This window comes from Bradyrhizobium sp. ISRA464, from assembly GCF_029910095.1.
In the GTDB taxonomy this organism is placed as follows: Bacteria; Pseudomonadota; Alphaproteobacteria; order Rhizobiales; family Xanthobacteraceae; genus Bradyrhizobium.
Window position 1 is genome coordinate 5,251,015 of record NZ_CP094526.1, and the last position, 16,175, is coordinate 5,267,189.

Below are 16,175 nucleotides of genomic sequence, written 5' to 3' on the forward strand. Positions count from 1 at the left end.
CTTGATTGCGCATGATCTCTTCGGAAAACCGGTTCCCACTTTTCCGGATCATGCTCCTGATACAGCCGGCGCGGGACGGATGGCCCGCGCCGGCTGCCGCGCCCTTGTTAGTTTTTCTTGGGTAGCGCGAAGCAGTTGGCGCCTGAGGCGTTGGACTTATCAAGCCAGATCGGCCGCGTGTAATAGGCGAGATTGCGGGTGCCGGGCTTCTCGCCGGACATCAGCAGGGTTTCGGCGGCGAACATCAGGTCGTGGCCCTGCTCGGTCGCCTTGTAGCTCAGGAACTTGTAGAAATTGCCCGAATTGACCTGATCGCAATCGAGCTGCGAGCCCTCGCCCGAAGCGAGCACCTTCACGTCGTTGATCTTGCCGGCATTGCGGATCGCCTGCGCTGCGCCTGATTCCATGATGCCCCAGAAGCCGATCGAGGCGCAGAGATCGGGATGCTGCTGGATCACCGTGGCGGTGATGTTGAGCGCGGTGTTGGCGTCCCAGTTCGCCGCCTGGTTCGACACCACCTTGATGTTCGGGTCCTTGTTCAGAACCTCCATGATCGCGCCGACCTGGTCGACACTGGCGGCCGCGGTCAACTCGCCCTGCACGATCTGGACCTTGCCGGACTTGCCGGAGCCGGTGCCGCAGGCCTTGACCGTCTCGTTGGCGAGCATCCTGCCGATCTCGCGCCAGTCGACGCCGACGAAGGCGCCGGACTTGTAGTTCGAGGCCATGTTGACCTGGATCACATGCGTACCCTGGCTCTCCGCGCGCTTGAGGTCCTTCATCAAGAGCGTCACGCTCGGATTCTGCACGATCAGGACGTCGGGCTTCTGGTCGACCAGCGCGGTCAGCGCCTGCTGCATCGCCGACGGATTGTTGTTGGGATCGCGGACGATGTATTTCATGCCGCGCCACTCGGCCTCTTCGTGCACCACGCGGCCCCATTCGTCGGACAACGGCACGCCGAGCGCGATCGGCAAATAAGCGATCGTCTTGCCCTGCAGCGCCTTGTCGTAGGCGGCGCGCAGCTCGCGCCCGGCCTTGGTGCCCTCTTCTTGCGCGCTGGCCACGAACGGCAACGCGGCCAGCGTCGCCCCGGCGAGCAGGATCGTCCAGAACTTGGTCGTCTTCATCGTCTCCTCCACACAGATATTCTTTTGATTGATTGTCTGATTGATCGCCGTGACGGCGCGCCCCGGAGCCGCATCAGTCGCCCTGCCGCGCGGTCTCCTCGTCGCGGGGGTGCAGCCAGTTGTCGAGCACGATCGCGGCCAGCAGCACCACGCCCTTGATGATGTTCTGGACCTCGCTATTGACGTCCATGATGGTGAAGGCGTTGAGCAGCGTGCCGATCAGGATGCAGCCGACCACAACGCTGAACACGCTGCCGCGGCCGCCGACCAGGCTGATGCCGCCGATGACAACGACGAGCACGACGTCGAAGATCATGGTGCCCTGCGTGATCGCCATCTGCATGCTGCCTGTGGTACCGACCCAGACCAGGCCTGCAATCCAGGCGAGCAGCGCAACCAGCACATGCTCCAGCACGATCAGCGGTCGCAGCGCGACGCCGGTGAGCCGCGCGGCCTCCGGATTGTCGCCCTGCGCATAGATGAAGCGCCCGATCGAGGTGCGCGACAGGAACAGATGCATCGCGATCGCGGCGATGGCGAACACCAGGATCGGAACCGGGACACCGAACAGCCGGCCGGCGCCGAGATACATCAGCCCTGGCGCATCCTTCGGCGCATAGACCACCCAGGCCGGCGCGATCCAGAACGCGAGGCCGTAGATCACGAAGCCCGCGGCCAGCGTCACGAACAGCGCCGGCGCCTCGACGAAGGCGACCATCACGCCGTTGACGACGCCGATCAGCACCGCGATCGCCAGCGCCAGCAGCACGGCCGTGAACACCGGCATGCCGTTCTGCATCTCGATCAGCGCGATCGCCCAGGAGCCCGCCATGATCGCGACCTCGGAGAGGTCGATGCCGCGGCTGATCACGATCAGGCCCATGCCGAGCCCGAGCACGCCGAGGATGGAAATGCTGCGCAACAAATTGAGGAGATTGGAAACGGTGGCGAAGCCGTTCAGCGTCAGGCCGAACACGATCAACAGCGCGATCGTGATCAGGAGCACGATATGCTCCTGGCTCGGCTTGGCGAACATCGTGCCAGATCGGGACGACGCCGCCGGGACGGCAACGCCGCGCGACGGCGATTGCACGCTCATCGTTTCCTCCAGGTATTATTTTGCTTGAGACTTTAAGAGTGCCGATTAGTATTCGTCAAATGCATTCGACGGATACGGATTGATCAACGCCATGCATGTACGCGACATCGATCTGAACCTATTCGTCGTGTTCGATGCGATCTATTCCGAAGGCGGCGTCAGCCGCGCCTGCTTCCGTCTCAATCTGACCCAGCCCGCGGTGAGCCATGCGCTCGGGCGGCTGCGCGCGATGTTCAACGATCCGCTGTTCGTGCGCCGCCATCACGTGATGACGCCGACGCCGCTGGCACGCCAGATCATCACGACGGTGCGCCAGGCGCTCAACGGGCTGGAGACAACGCTGACCCACACCAATCGCTTCGATCCGGCGAAGACGCCGAAGCGGTTCGTGATCGGACTGCGCAACAATCTCGAGGCGCCGATGCTGAGCGCGCTGGTGAACCGGATCAGCGCGGTCGCGCCGCTGGTCGAGATCGCGACCGCGCGCTGCGAGCGCAACAATCTGGAGCGCGAGCTTGCCGCCGGCACGCTGGATGTCGCGATCGATACGCTGCTGCCGCTCTCGGCCGAGGTGCGGCGCGAGCAGATCCTGACCGAGCATATCGCCGTGTTCGCCCGCCGCGACCATCCCGAGCTGCGCTCCCGGCTCGACAAGAAGACCTATCTGCGCCTGGAACATGTCTGCGTGACGTCGCGGCGCAGCGGGCTGTCGTTCGAGGACTTCCAGTTCCAACGGCTCGGCATCAAGCGCACCGTGCGCCTGCAATGCCAGAATTTCGCGACCGCCTGTCACGTCGTCAGCCGCAGCAACATGCTGCTGACGGCGTCCGAAAGCGCGGCCTCGGTGCTGGAGCAGCCGGGGCTGCTGCAATGCTTCCCCTGCCCGTTCCCGGTCAGCCCGCACGTCAATTATCTTTACTGGCATGCCACCGCCGAGGGCGACACCACCAATCAATGGCTGCGCGAACAGTTGCGGGCCGCCGCGAATTTGCGCGCGGGCACCCAGTTCGGCCGCAAGAACGGGCGGGCCGCGAAGGCCAAACCAAAGGCGGGATATTCGGCGACGACCAGCGTCGCCGCCGAATGACGGCTCACATTCCACTCAGACCGCTGTCGACCGCAAGCGTCTGCGCGGTGACGTAGACGCTCTCGTCCGACATGAAGAACAGCACCGCATAGGCGATCTCCCATGCGGTCGCCTGGCGGCCGAACGGGATATGTCCCTTGCCGCGCGATGGCCGCCCCGCGCCGGCCTCGCGGCCGTTCGGCGTGTCGACGAGACCGGGATAAACCAGATTGGCGCGGATGCCGCGCCGCGCGCCCGCATGCGCGATGTTGCGCATCAGGCCGCCGAGCGCGGCCTTGGAGGAATCATAGACCGCCATCTGCGATCCCGCCTTCCGCGCCGCGATCGAGGAGATGAAGACGATCGAGCCGCCGTTCTCGAACTTCGGCAGCGCTGCGCGGCAGCACAGCATCGGGCCGCGGACGTTGACATCGTAGATCCTATTCCACTCCTGGGCGCTGACATTGTCGAGCCCGGTCTTGCCGAAGGTGCCGACATTCAGGACCATGCCGTCGAGCCCGCCCATGGTCCGATGCGCTTCATCGATCATCCTGACGACGTCAGCCTCGATGGTGACGTCGGCCGCGATCGCAAACGCACGGCCGCCGTCGCCTTTGATGCGCACGACCGTATCCTCGGCGGAGGCGCGGTTGAGGTCGGCGACCGCGACGTGGGCGCCTTCCCGCGCGAACAGCAGGCTCATGGCGCGGCCATTGCCGATCGGATCGGTGGCCGCATCGAACACCCGCTGACCGCCGCCGACGATCAGGATGCGGCGGCCGTTCAGCCGCCCTCTCCCCGGCGCATGACCGGATGACTCCGAGCTCAACGGGCGAACATAGCGCTCCGGCTTGCCGTCAGCCTGCGGCACGGTCTCCGACATCTCAACTGCCCCGCTTCTTGCCGCTGTCAAACACGGCCATGCCGGCGGCAGGATCGAGATCGGTCTCCGTCGCTTCCGTCAGCCGCGCCATCATCATGTAGAAGCCGAGCGTGATGATCGCCTCGACAATCTCCTGATTGCTGAAATGCTTCGCGACGCCGGCAAAGGCCGCATCGCCGACGCGCACCTTCTCGACCACCTCGCGGCCGAAGGTGAGCAGCGCACGCTCCGCCTCGTTCAGCGCGTTGTCATTGTAATGGCCGCGCTCGACCGCATCGATCTGCTGGAGGAATTGGCTGACACGCCGAGCTACCTGTTGACCGGACACTTCCCCGCCCCGACCGCCGGCCGCGTCGTGACGCACGGCGATGCGTTCAGGTTTCGGTTCGAGGATTAGCGTATGGCGAGAGCGGATCGAATAGTCGCCACGCAGCAGATGCGCTCCCTCTCCCGCTTGCTTGCGGGAGTCCGAGGCGAGCGAAGCTCGCTCTCGAGGTTGGGGTGGGGCTCTCTCCGCGAGTCACACTGTGGAGAGAGCCCCCACCCGATGCGCTGCGCGCATCGACCTCCCCCGCAAGCGGGAGAGGTGAACCGCGCCCTGCGGATGGACTCCGCTAATCATCACCGTCGATGGAGGCGCGGACACCGAGATCAGATAGCGGGGTTCAGCCATGCGGTTCCGCGCTTGAATCGGCGCCCCTGTGCGGGCATAAGGGCGGCTTCTCCCTTAAAAACGCCCTTAGCCCAAGGATTTGAGATGCCCGCCTATCGCTCCCGCACAACCACCCACGGCCGCAACATGGCGGGTGCGCGCGGCCTCTGGCGCGCCACCGGCATGAAGAACGAGGATTTCGGCAAGCCGATCATCGCGGTGGTCAATTCCTTCACCCAGTTCGTGCCCGGCCATGTGCATCTGCAGAATCTCGGCCAGCTCGTCGCGCGCGAGATCGAGAAGGCCGGCGGCGTCGCCAAGGAGTTCAACACCATCGCGGTCGACGACGGCATCGCGATGGGCCATGACGGCATGCTCTACAGCCTGCCCTCGCGCGAATTGATCGCCGACAGCGTCGAATACATGGTGAATGCGCATTGCGCCGACGCGATGGTCTGCATCTCCAACTGCGACAAGATCACCCCGGGCATGCTGATGGCGACGCTGCGCCTCAACATCCCGACCGTGTTCGTCTCGGGCGGACCGATGGAGTCCGGCAAGATCGTGCTCAAGGGCAAGAAGCGCGCGGTCGACCTGATCGACGCCATGGTGGCCGCGGCCGATTCCAACGTGTCAGACGAAGAGGTCGCGGTGGTCGAGCGCTCGGCCTGCCCGACCTGCGGCTCCTGCTCCGGCATGTTCACGGCGAACTCGATGAACTGCCTGACCGAGGCGCTGGGCCTGGCGTTGCCCGGCAACGGCTCGGTGCTGGCCACCCATGCCGACCGCAAGAGCCTGTTCGTCGAGGCCGGCCACCTGATCGTCGACCTCGCCCGCCGCTACTACGAGCAGGACGACGCCAAGGTGCTGCCGCGCTCGATCGCGAGCTTCAAGTCGTTCGAGAACGCGATGACGCTGGATATCGCGATGGGCGGCTCGACCAACACCGTGCTGCATCTGCTCGCCGCCGCGCGCGAGGGCGAGGTGCCCTTCACGATGGCCGACATCGACCGGCTCTCGCGCAAGGTTCCGGTGCTCTGCAAGGTCGCGCCCTCGGTGCAGGACGTGCACATGGAGGACGTGCATCACGCCGGCGGCATCATGGCGATCCTCGGCGAGCTCGACCGCGCCAAGCTGATCACGACCGACGGACCGACCGTGCACAGCCCGACCCTGGACGAAGCGCTGAACCGCTGGGACGTCGTGCGCACCACGAGTGACAAAGTGCGCAGCTTCTACCGCGCCGCGCCGGGCGGCGTGCCGACCCAGGAAGCCTTCAGCCAGGATCGCCGCTTCGACGAGGTCGATCTCGACCGCGCCAAGGGCTGCATCCGCAACGCCGCGCACGCCTATTCCAAGGACGGCGGTCTCGCCGTGCTGTTCGGCAATCTGGCCGAGGACGGCTGCATCGTGAAGACCGCCGGCGTCGACGAGAGCATTCTGAAGTTCTCCGGCCCTGCCCGCATCTTCGAGAGCCAGGACGCGGCAGTCGAAGGCATTTTGGGCAACAAGGTGAAGGCCGGCGACGTCGTGCTGATCCGCTATGAGGGGCCGCGCGGCGGCCCCGGCATGCAGGAGATGCTCTATCCGACCAGCTATCTGAAGTCGAAGGGGCTCGGAAAGGCCTGCGCGCTGATCACCGACGGCCGCTTCTCCGGCGGATCATCGGGCCTATCGATCGGCCACGTCTCGCCCGAAGCCGCCGAAGGCGGCCTGATCGGTCTTGTCGAGGAAGGCGACATCATCGAGTTCGACATTCCCAACCGCAAGGTCAACCTCGCGGTGGATGAGGCCGAGCTGAAGCGCCGCCGCGCGGCGATGGTCGCGAAGGGCAGTGCCGCATGGAAGCCGGCCGCACCGCGCAAGCGCGCGGTCTCCACTGCGCTGAAGGCCTATGCGGCATTCGCGAGCAGCGCCGCGAAGGGCGCGGTTCGCATCGTGCCGGAGCAATAAGCAAGGCGCGGCAAGGTCAACTCAGGTGGAGGTCGGCCGCTTCGATCCGGATGCGGTCGGCATGGAGCGACCAGTCGCACAGCGACTGTTGCTCACAGAATTTGCGCTTGGCCATTTCCGTCGCCTGGCCTTCGGTCGACGCGTCGATTTCGAGCGCCCCTTGGCAAACCTCGCGCTCGCGACCGTTGTCGCCGAGCACGTCCTTCATGAATTGAACGACAAAACGTGACATGGAACCCTCCCTGCTGCAGCGGCAGCGCGCCCGGGGATCACATGCTAGCACTCGCGCGAGATCAGGGTGAGTTAATTCAGCGCCGCTGCGTGCGGCCGTTCGCGGCAGGCAAAATTACGCGCCGGCCTGAGGCAGGCTGGCCGCGGCGATGGCGACAATCTGCGCAAGGCGGCGGCCGATCTTGGCCGGAGCGGTGCGGAGCAATGTCTGGACCTGTCGCATGATGCATTTCCTTCCGCGCCCGGAACAGCCGGGCACAGAGGGAACATGGCGACATCGGGCTAAGCCGTCGATATCTCGGGGAAAATAGCAACGGACGCTTCGCGAGACGGTCGATCGGCAGTGGGTTTATTGCTGCAATCGAGGCTACGACGAAGAAGATTTTCTCCGCGATTTCGGGCGGCGCTTGGGCCGCATCGCGCACTGCACCTCTCCCGCTTGCGGCGGAGGTCGGATCGCATCGACAGATGCGATCCGGGTGGGGGCTTTCTCCACGCAAAGGCTCTCGCTTGCGGAGAAACCCCCACCCCAGCCCTCCCCCGCAAGCGGGAGAGGGAGTGGAGTCCCGATGTGGGAGCAACGCCCTACCCCGGCATGAACCCGAACGCCCTTTCGAACCGCCGGGCGTAGACCGGCCAGACCTCGGGGTTGATGACGCGCGGCGGGCGCTTGCCGTCGAGCGCGTCGAGGATCTGTTCGGCTGCGATCCGGCCCATGTTCATGCGCGCTTCGCGGGTGACGCCGGCGGTGTGCGGGCTCGCCAGCACATTGTCGAACTGCAATAGCGGATGATCCGGCGGCGGCGGTTCCTTGGCCCAGACGTCGAGGCCGGCGCCGGCGATCCGCTTCTCGCGCAGCGCGTCCTCCAGCGCCTTCTCGTCGTGGATGAAGCCGCGCGCGGTGGTGACGAAATAGGCGTGCGGCTGCATCAGCGCGAATTCGCGCGCGCCGATCATGCCGCGGCTGTCCTTTGCAAGCGGGCATGAGATCGAGACGAAGTCGGCGCGGCGCAGCAGGTCGTCGAGCTCGACCTTTTCCCCGCCCCGCTTCGCCATCTCTTCTGCCGTGAGATACGGATCGTAGGCGATCACCTTCATGTGCAGCAGGCCCTTGCACAGCTCGGCGATGCGGCGGCCGACATTGCCGAGGCCGACGATGCCGACGGTCTTCTCCTTCAATTCGTTGCCGATCAGGTCGTTGCGGTTGACGTTGGCCTCGCGGCGCAGCCGGCGGTCGGACTGGATGATGCGCTTCGACAGCGTCAGCATCATGCCGAGCGCGTGCTCGGCGACCGAGTTGGCATTGCCGCCGGACTGATTGACCACCAGCACGCCGGCTGCGGTGCAGGCATCGACGTCGACGGGATCGAAGCCCGCGCCGTTCGAGGAGACGATCAAGAGATTGGGCGCGCGCTTCAACAGCTCGGCATGCGCATGGAAGTGCGGCGCCAGCTCATCACGCGCAGCACCGATCTGGTAGGCATGAGCTTCGGCCAGGATCGGCGCGAACTGCGCCTCCGGCGTCTCGTTCTCGAGCCGGTCGAGCCGCACGTCCGGCCGCTTCTTCAGGATGTCGACGTAGATGTCGTGGGCGAGATATTTGATGTAGAACACACGCTTGTTGTTGACGGTCATGTCTTCGAGCAGCTCTCAGTTTGGGAAGCCATAGAGTCTTGCGGGATTGTCGACGAGGATGCGCTGCCGCGTCGCCGCATCCGGCGTCCACTCGTGGAACAGGTCGAGCAGGTGACCGGCATCGGGCATCTCGCCCTCGACGCGTGGATGCGGCCAGTCGCCGCCCCACACCAGCCGTTCGGAATTCGCAGCGACCAGCGCCTCATGAAACGGCCGCGCATCCGGATAATCGGGCGCCTCTCGGCTCAGGCGGTGCGCACCGGACAGTTTGGCCCAGCACCAGCCCTCATCGACCGCGCGCAGCAGGCTCTGGAAACCCTCGCTGTTGATGCCGACGCGGGCATCGGTGCGGCCCATGTGGTCGACCACGACGGGCAGACCCAGCTTCTTCAGCGTCGGGATCGTCGCGGGCAGATCCTTCACGTCGATCCAGAGCTGCAGGTGCCAGCCGAGCTCGGCCATCACGGCCGCATGCGTCGCGGCGACACCAAGGGGAATGCCGCCGCGATAATGCAGCTGCCCACCGCGGAAGAAATGATTGAAGCGCAAGCCGCGCACACCCAGCACGTGCCATTGTCGCAACGTGCCCGGCGACACATCGGCGTCAGCCACCGCAACGCCGCGCAGACGCGCGGGCTCGCGCTGCAGTGCATCCAGCATCGCCGAATTGTCGCGGCCATGCGCACTGCCCTGCACCAGCACGCCGCGGGCAAAGCCGAGCGCATCGAGCATGCCGAGATATGTCTGCAACGGCGCGTCCGGCGGCGTGTAGCTGCGATCCGCAGCATAGGGAAAGCGCTCCGCCGGGCCGAACACGTGGGCATGCGTGTCGCAGGCCTTTGGCGGCAGCTTTTGCTTCGGCGGCGTCACTGGACGCGGCGGCAAGCAGGCGGGAATGTCTGACGCGGTCATCGCCTCACTCCGCTGTCATGCCGGCGGCCTTGATGATCGGCCCCCATTTCTCATAGTCGGCGTGGATCTTGGCATCGAATGTCGCCGGCGTGCTGCCGATCGGAATCGCGCCGAGCTTGCCGAGCCGCTGGATATGCACTGATTTGGTGGGGAACGGCTCGGCCGAGGCAATGCCGGCCGCGATCATCGCCGCTGCCGCAATGGCCATCCGCCAGACCCACCCGGCCATGCATGCCTCCCGTCATTATTGTTGTCGTTTCTATCGCACGCCGGATCGGCGCCGGTATCGTCGAAATCCGCAGATCGCATTGCGGCCGGGGCATGTTGACAATCCCGCGCACCGCGTCAAGTTTTCACCCCCGCAAGCGGCCAGAAGCGTCGCGCGATCAGGGAGAACGGGATGGCCGCATCAGCGGAACAAAGCTCAGCCCAGAAACCAGCGTCGCCCGTGACGACGTGGCACGGCATCGTGCTGGAGACGCTGAAGCGCAACGAGATCCGCCTGGTCCCCTACGTGCCCGACCGGGTGCTGACCACGCTGATCAAGAACCTGCACGCCGATCCCTTTTTCACGACGTTTCCAACCGCGCGCGAGGAAGAGGCTGTCGGCATCGTCTCCGGTGCCTGGATGGCCGGGATGCGCGGCGCGGTGCTCATGCAGACCTCGGGTTTCGCCACGCTCGCCAATGTGCTGGCCTCGCTCGCGGTGCCCTACCAGATCCCGCTGATCATGTTCATCTCCGAGCGCGGCACGCTCGGCGAGTTCAACTACGGCCAGGCGCTGGTCTGCCGCACCATGCGCCCGGTGCTCGATTCGCTGGCGATGGAGCATCACACCATCACGCGGCTCGACGAGCTCGAATTCATCGCCGACCGCTCGATCAAGCAGGCCGTCACCACCCAGGCGCCGGTGGCGCTGATCCTCTCGCCGCTGCTCACCGGCGGCAAAGTGTTCGACAAGTGAGCGCCGCCATGACTGCAACGCAAGCGCGCAACACCAAAGTGATGAACCGCTTCGATCTCACCCGGCGGCTCGTCGCAAAACTGAAGGACGAGGCCGTGATCGGCGGCATCGGCAACACCAATTTCGACCTGTGGGCCGCCGGCCACCGCCCGCAGAACTTCTACATGCTGGGCAGCATGGGCCTCGCCTTCCCGATCGCGCTCGGCGTCGCGCTGGCGCAGCCGAAGCGGCGCGTGTTCGCGCTCGAAGGCGACGGCTCGCTCCTAATGCAGCTCGGCTGCCTCGCGACGATCGCGGCGCAGGCGCCCAAGAACCTCACCATGGTGGTGATGGACAACGGCATCTACCAGATCACAGGCAGCCAGCCGACGCCGGCCGCCGGCCACACCGACATCGTCGCGGTCGCGCTGGCAAGCGGCCTTGCCAACAGCTCCTGGGCCGCCGACGAAGACGATTTCGACCGATTGATCGAGCAATCGATGACGGCTTCAGTGCCGAGCCTGATCGGCGTCCGCATCGACGACAAGCCCGGCACCGGAACGACACGCCGCGATCCCGTCCAGATCCGCGAGCGCTTTATGCACGGGATGGGGGTAAGGCAGCCGCTGTAGGCAATCTGCCGCGATAGCTCCGCCCGTCATTGCGAGCGAAGCGAAGCAATCCAGCTGTCCGCATATGTGGAAAGATGGATTGCTTTCGTCGCTCTGCTCCTCGCATTGACGGCGGTGAGACGCTGCGTCAGTTCATCCGCAGTTCCGTGATGTGCCGCGGATCCGGGCTGAGCTCGCCGCGCTCGACGCGCTTGACGATGTCGGTCAGCGCGGCGTTGGCATGGCACGCAAGGCCGAGCTTCTCGCCCTCACGCACCACGAAGCCGTTGAGGAATTCGATCTCGGTACGCCGGCCCTTCTGCATATCCTGGCCCATCGAGGGGCGCTGCGCGGACGAGGTGCGTTTCGCGTCCTTGAAGCGCTGCTCGTCGCAGGCGCGCATCGCCGCCTCGTCGCCTTCGCCGGCGCGCGCGATCGTCTCGGGCGGCAGATGCAGGATCTCCTCCAGCTGATAGCCGTAGGCCTGGCCAACGCGGATCGCCTCGCTGCCAAGCCGCGTCGAGAAGCGGCGCAGCGGCTCGCTTTGCAGCACCTCGCCGCCCGGCAGGCCGGTGCAGGCCGAGAGCCCGTTGCCCATCACGTTGGCGACCAGCTTCGACCAGCGCTCACCCCAGAGGTTGCTCGTCACCTTGGCGCTGTCGGAATAGCCGACCAGCCGGCAGACTTCTTCGACGCGTGAGGTGATGCGGCCGTGCACCTCGCCGGCGCGAAACACGGTATGCGCCGCCCCGCCTTTGCCGGCGCCACGATGGATGTGGCCGGGGTCAGGCAGGTTGACGGTGATGCTGCTCGCGATGCAGCCGAGCGTCTTGCCCCAGCCGACGACGCCGGCGATCGTCTCCTCGTTCATGCAGTTCTGCAGCGAAACGACATAGCCGTCTGCCGCCAGATATTGCCGGATCAGCATGGTCGCCCAAGCCGTGTCGTACGACTTCATGCACACGAAGGCGATGTCGACCGGCTTCTCCTTTGCCAGTTGCTGTGCGTCGGTGACGTGGAGTGCACGGACCGGCACCGAGAATTCCGCGACGTCCATGGCGTGCGTCACGCGCAGGCCGTGCCTTCTCATGTGCTCGACATGCTCGGGCCACGGATCGATGAACGTGACGTCCTCACCTGCCTGCACCATATGCGCACCGGCGTAGCCGCCGACGGCACCAGCTCCGACGATCGCGATCTTCCGACCCATGCTTCCATCCCCTGCCTGTTCTTGACCGTGGCGGGCGCAAGCTCGCGTCCGTCCGTTGGAGCTCAGTCTAGGGGATCGGGGCTAGCAGCCAAATGGTCGTTTCATGCCAAAAGTGGCCCCGTGCCATGCCGGTAATGATGGACGGGCCGGACCAAACGAATCCTCGCGGGCGATTGGCCCGCGAGGATGTTGTGCGCAATTACAGATCGCGCCAGATCAGTCGATGACCCTGATGACCCTGTGGGTGCGCGGGTCGACGATCACGCGATGATCATTGACGACCGCGTAGCGGTACTCGGTGTAACGCGGCACCGGGCGCAGCACGACCGTATCAGGCAGCGGCTCGCCGACCACGACGCGCTCATGCACGACGACTGACGGCTCGTCCCGCGGGATCGACCTGATCACCGCATTCGGGATTTCGAGGCCGGCGCCGACCGCGGCGCCTACCGTACCGCCGACGATCTCGCCCACCGGCCCTGCAATTTCGCCGCCGGCCCGCGCACCGTTCGCGGCGCCCGCTGCAGTGGTCGACTGCGCGAAGGCCGAGCCGGACGCAAGCAGCGACGCGGCGACAATTGAAACAACAAGACGTTTGTTCATCAATCTCCTCCTCCGAGTTGATAGACGCCCTGTCAACTTCCGGAGGAATGAGAACGTTCCGGTTCCAAGCCGGCAACATCGGGAGCAGAGTCGAATTCGGCTGCAATTCCTGTCAGTTCCAGCACAAATGAAAAATGCCGCATCGGACGTGTCCGAAGCGGCATTTATCGTTCGTTCAGAATTGTATCAAAGCAGGCCCGCGCCGCGCGCCCATTTGTATTTGGCGCCCAGCACCTCGACCGGCAGCTCGGTCGAATAGGCATAGGCCGGGATGCCGTGCTGATAGAGATACTCCGCGGCCTCCTCGACCTCGACGTCGCCGGCGAGCGAAGCGACCATCGGCTTCACGAAGCCCTTGGCTTCCATCTCCTTCTTCACCTCGACCATGTTGCGCGCGAACACCATCGGCGGCGTGACGATCGTGTGCCAGTAGCCGAGGATCAGCGCGTGGATACGATCGTCCGACAGGCCGAGCTTCACGGTGTTGACATAGGTAATCGGCGGCTCGCCGCCGGTGATGTCGACGGGATTGCCGGCCGCGCCGAACGGCGGGATGAACTTGCGGAACGCCGCATCGAGATCCGGCGGCATCTGCATCAGCGACAGGCCGTTGTCGACGACGGAGTCGGAGAGCAGCACGCCCGAGCCGCCGGCGCCGGTGATGATCAGCACGTTCTCGCCCTTCGGCGTCGGCAGCACCGGCACGCCGCGGGCGAATTCCAAGAGCTGCCGCAAGCTGCGGGCACGGATCACACCGGACTGCTTGAACACGTCCTCGTAGATCTTGTCGTTGCCGGCGAGCGCGCCGGTGTGCGACGAGGCCGCCTTCGCACCGGCCGAGGTGCGGCCGGCCTTGAGCACGACGACCGGCTTCTTCTTGGCGACGCGCTTGGCCGCTTCCGCGAACGCACGGCCGTCCTTCAAATCCTCGCAGTGCTGCGCGATCAGGTTGGTGTTCGGATCCTGCTCGAAGAAGGCGAGCAGATCGTCCTCGTCGATGTCGGACTTGTTGCCGAGGCCGACGATCGCCGACACACCCATCTTCGCCGAGCGCGAGAAGCCGATGATCGCCATGCCGATGCCGCCGGACTGCGACGACAGCGCCGCGTGGCCCTTGACGTCGTAGGCGGTGCAGAAGGTCGCGCAGAGATTGGCCGGCGTGTAATAGAAGCCGTAGATGTTCGGCCCCATCAGGCGGACGTTGTACTTCTTGCCGACCTCGACGATCTCGGCCTGCAGCTCCGGCGCTCCCGCCTCCGCAAAGCCTGACGGAATCAGCACCGCGCCGGGGATTTTCTTCTCGCCACATTCGGCGAGCGCGCCGGCAACGAACTTCGCGGGGATCGCGAACACGGCGGTGTCGATCACGCCGGGCACGTCCTTGACGCTCTTGTAGGCCTTGTAGCCGAGGATCTCGTCCGCCTTGGGGTGGATCGGATAGATCTCGCCCTTGTAGCCGCCGTTGATGAGGTTCTTCATCACGGAGTTGCCGATCTTGCCGTCCTCGGCGGAGGCGCCGATCACCGCAACGCCCTTCGGCTGCATGATACGGCTCATCGCCGCGACGATCTCCTCGGTCGGACGGGGCGCCGGACGCGGCTTGTAGTTGAAGTCGACGACGATGCGGACATCGGCCGCGATCGCGTCCTTCTTGGTCGCGAAAACGGGGTTGAGGTCGAGCTCGACGATCTCGGGGAAATCGCTGACGAGCTGCGAAACCTTGACGATGACGTCGGCCAGCGCCTCGCGATTGACGGGATCGCCGCCGCGGACGCCCTTCAGCATCTCGTGCGCCTGGATGCCGTCGAGCATCGACAGCGCGTCCTCCCTGGTCGCGGGCGCGAGGCGGAAGGTGATGTCCTTGAGAACCTCAACGAGCACACCGCCGAGGCCGAAGGCGACCAGCTTGCCGAACGAGCCGTCGGTGATGGAGCCGACGATGACCTCGGTGCCGCCGCCCAGCATCTGCTGCACCTGGATGCCTTCGATCTTGGCGTCGGCCTTGTACTTCTTTGCGTTGGCGAGAATCGTCTCGTAGCTCTTCTCGGCCTCCGCGGCGCTTTTCACGCCGACCACGACGCCGCCGGCCTCGGTCTTGTGGAGGATGTCCGGCGAGACGATCTTCATCACGACCGGGAAACCCATCTCGGAGGCGATCCGCGCGGCATCGGCCGCGGACTTGGCAACACCCTCCTTCGGCACCGGAATTCCGTAGGCGTCGCACACCACCTTGCCCTCGGGCGCGGTGAGGCTCGTGCGTTTGTCGGCCCTGACCGCATCGAGAACTTTGCGGACCGCATCCTTTGAGTTTGACATTGGCTTCCTCCTGGGACAAATTTTATGGCATTTGGTATGCCAGAGAAGGAATTGTCAAGGTCACCGAATGCTCAAAAGCGCCGAAAATAAAGGTATCTTGACATTCTGGTATTTGGCATGCCAAAAACTAAGGTAATTTCTTCTGCTAAAAAGACGTCTCCAAGAGGAGGAGACGAGTCGTGCCCGAACCAAAACAGACCAAGGCGTCGCCTATCATGGCAGACACAGACATCGCCATCGTCCGGATCGCTCCGGAGACGAGCTTCAAGAACAAGGCCTATGAGGCCTTGAAGGAAGCGATTCTGAAGATGGACATCTACGCGACGCCCGAGCCGGTGATGCTCGACGAGCGCGCGCTCTCCGAACGGCTCGGCGTCAGCCGCACGCCGATCCGCGAAGCGATCGCGATGCTCGAGCAGGACGGTTTCGTGAAGACCGTGCCGCGCCGCGGCATCGTCGTGATCCGCCGCAGCAAGGCGGAGATCGTCGACATGATCCGCGCCTGGGCGGCGCTGGAAAGCATGGCGGCGCGCCTGATCACGACCACCGCGCGCAAGAAGGACATCACGGCGCTGCGTGACTTCTTCAAGGATTTCGGCCCCGATCGCCTGCCGCAGGATCACGTGGAGGAATATTCCAAGGCCAACATCGCATTCCATCAGGCGCTGATCTCGCTGTCGGAATCGCCCGTGCTGGTCGACCTCACCAACGACCTGCTGCTGCATGTGCGCGGCTATCGCCAGCTCACGATCGGCCGCAAGGACCGCACCGCGACCTCCCTGCCCGAACATCTCGGGATCATCGAGGCGCTGGAAGCGCGCGACACCGAGCTCGCCGAGAAACGTGCGCGCGATCACACGCTTGGGCTGGCGGCCTATGTCGAGGCACACGGCCAAGAACTCTTTACGTAGCACTCAAAGTCCACACGCTT

The 16,175-nt window shown here is 64.9% G+C and carries 15 protein-coding genes and 1 pseudogene; 5 read left to right on the forward strand and 11 right to left on the reverse strand.

Features of this window, described 5'->3' with window-relative positions; all coding sequences use genetic code 11:
• Positions 1-107 precede the first annotated feature (107 nt).
• Together MTX19_RS24690 and MTX19_RS24695 are read right to left on the reverse strand one after the other, a co-directional pair.
• Positions 108-1,130, reverse strand: a complete 1,023-nt coding sequence (locus tag MTX19_RS24690) for a sugar ABC transporter substrate-binding protein (RefSeq protein ID WP_280979720.1) — start codon at positions 1,128-1,130, stop codon at positions 108-110.
• 73 nt (positions 1,131-1,203) lie between these two features.
• Complete coding sequence (locus MTX19_RS24695; RefSeq protein ID WP_280979721.1) at positions 1,204-2,229, reverse strand: ABC transporter permease; 1,026 nt, start codon at positions 2,227-2,229, stop codon at positions 1,204-1,206.
• Between the two features lie 91 nt (positions 2,230-2,320).
• On the opposite strand from MTX19_RS24695, the gene MTX19_RS24700 reads away from it, so the two are divergent.
• Positions 2,321-3,316: a LysR family transcriptional regulator gene (locus MTX19_RS24700; protein ID WP_280979722.1), complete on the forward strand. Its 996-nt coding sequence runs from the start codon at positions 2,321-2,323 to the stop codon at positions 3,314-3,316.
• Positions 3,317-3,320: 4 nt separating this feature from the next.
• On the opposite strand, the gene MTX19_RS24705 is transcribed toward MTX19_RS24700, so the two are convergent.
• Complete coding sequence (locus MTX19_RS24705; protein ID WP_280979723.1) at positions 3,321-4,178, reverse strand: SDR family oxidoreductase; 858 nt, start codon at positions 4,176-4,178, stop codon at positions 3,321-3,323.
• A 1-nt stretch (position 4,179) separates the two neighbouring features.
• Positions 4,180-4,461: pseudogene (locus tag MTX19_RS24710) on the reverse strand (carboxymuconolactone decarboxylase family protein); the annotation flags it as partial.
• Positions 4,462-4,935: 474 nt separating this feature from the next.
• Between MTX19_RS24710 and ilvD the strand changes: the two are divergent.
• Positions 4,936-6,783 carry a dihydroxy-acid dehydratase gene (ilvD, locus tag MTX19_RS24715; protein ID WP_280979724.1) on the forward strand — a complete coding sequence of 616 codons (1,848 nt, stop codon included), beginning with the start codon at positions 4,936-4,938 and terminating at the stop codon, positions 6,781-6,783.
• Positions 6,784-6,799: 16 nt separating this feature from the next.
• On the opposite strand, the gene MTX19_RS24720 is transcribed toward ilvD, so the two are convergent.
• From MTX19_RS24720 to MTX19_RS24735, 4 genes are all read right to left on the reverse strand, one after another.
• Positions 6,800-7,015 (reverse strand): hypothetical protein, encoded by a 216-nt coding sequence (locus MTX19_RS24720; RefSeq protein WP_280979725.1) that lies wholly within the window; start codon positions 7,013-7,015, stop codon positions 6,800-6,802.
• A gap of 584 nt (positions 7,016-7,599) precedes the next feature.
• Complete coding sequence (locus MTX19_RS24725) at positions 7,600-8,649, reverse strand: hydroxyacid dehydrogenase (RefSeq protein WP_280979726.1); 1,050 nt, start codon at positions 8,647-8,649, stop codon at positions 7,600-7,602.
• 15 nt (positions 8,650-8,664) lie between these two features.
• Positions 8,665-9,561 (reverse strand): amidohydrolase family protein, encoded by an 897-nt coding sequence (locus MTX19_RS24730; RefSeq protein WP_280979727.1) that lies wholly within the window; start codon positions 9,559-9,561, stop codon positions 8,665-8,667.
• A 4-nt stretch (positions 9,562-9,565) separates the two neighbouring features.
• Positions 9,566-9,790 carry a hypothetical protein gene (locus MTX19_RS24735; RefSeq protein ID WP_280979728.1) on the reverse strand — a complete coding sequence of 75 codons (225 nt, stop codon included), beginning with the start codon at positions 9,788-9,790 and terminating at the stop codon, positions 9,566-9,568.
• A 171-nt stretch (positions 9,791-9,961) separates the two neighbouring features.
• On the opposite strand from MTX19_RS24735, the gene MTX19_RS24740 reads away from it, so the two are divergent.
• Both MTX19_RS24740 and MTX19_RS24745 read left to right on the forward strand, forming a co-directional pair.
• Positions 9,962-10,525, forward strand: a complete 564-nt coding sequence (locus tag MTX19_RS24740) for a thiamine pyrophosphate-binding protein (RefSeq protein WP_280979729.1) — start codon at positions 9,962-9,964, stop codon at positions 10,523-10,525.
• 8 nt (positions 10,526-10,533) lie between these two features.
• Positions 10,534-11,136 (forward strand): thiamine pyrophosphate-dependent enzyme, encoded by a 603-nt coding sequence (locus MTX19_RS24745; RefSeq protein ID WP_280979730.1) that lies wholly within the window; start codon positions 10,534-10,536, stop codon positions 11,134-11,136.
• 127 nt (positions 11,137-11,263) lie between these two features.
• Here the strand turns inward: MTX19_RS24745 and MTX19_RS24750 are convergent, their stop codons facing one another.
• The 3 genes from MTX19_RS24750 to MTX19_RS24760 all read right to left on the reverse strand — a co-directional run bounded on the left by MTX19_RS24750 (position 11,264) and on the right by MTX19_RS24760 (position 15,244).
• On the reverse strand, positions 11,264-12,325 hold the full coding sequence (locus MTX19_RS24750; protein ID WP_280979731.1) for a 2-dehydropantoate 2-reductase: 1,062 nt from the start codon (positions 12,323-12,325) through the stop codon (positions 11,264-11,266).
• A gap of 216 nt (positions 12,326-12,541) precedes the next feature.
• Positions 12,542-12,928 (reverse strand): DUF1236 domain-containing protein, encoded by a 387-nt coding sequence (locus tag MTX19_RS24755; RefSeq protein WP_280979732.1) that lies wholly within the window; start codon positions 12,926-12,928, stop codon positions 12,542-12,544.
• A 186-nt stretch (positions 12,929-13,114) separates the two neighbouring features.
• Positions 13,115-15,244, reverse strand: coding sequence for an acetate--CoA ligase family protein (locus tag MTX19_RS24760; protein ID WP_280979733.1), 2,130 nt, complete (start codon positions 15,242-15,244; stop codon positions 13,115-13,117).
• A 215-nt stretch (positions 15,245-15,459) separates the two neighbouring features.
• Between MTX19_RS24760 and MTX19_RS24765 the strand changes: the two genes are divergently transcribed.
• Positions 15,460-16,155 (forward strand): GntR family transcriptional regulator, encoded by a 696-nt coding sequence (locus MTX19_RS24765; protein ID WP_280984875.1) that lies wholly within the window; start codon positions 15,460-15,462, stop codon positions 16,153-16,155.
• The last annotated feature ends 20 nt before the right edge of the window (positions 16,156-16,175 follow it).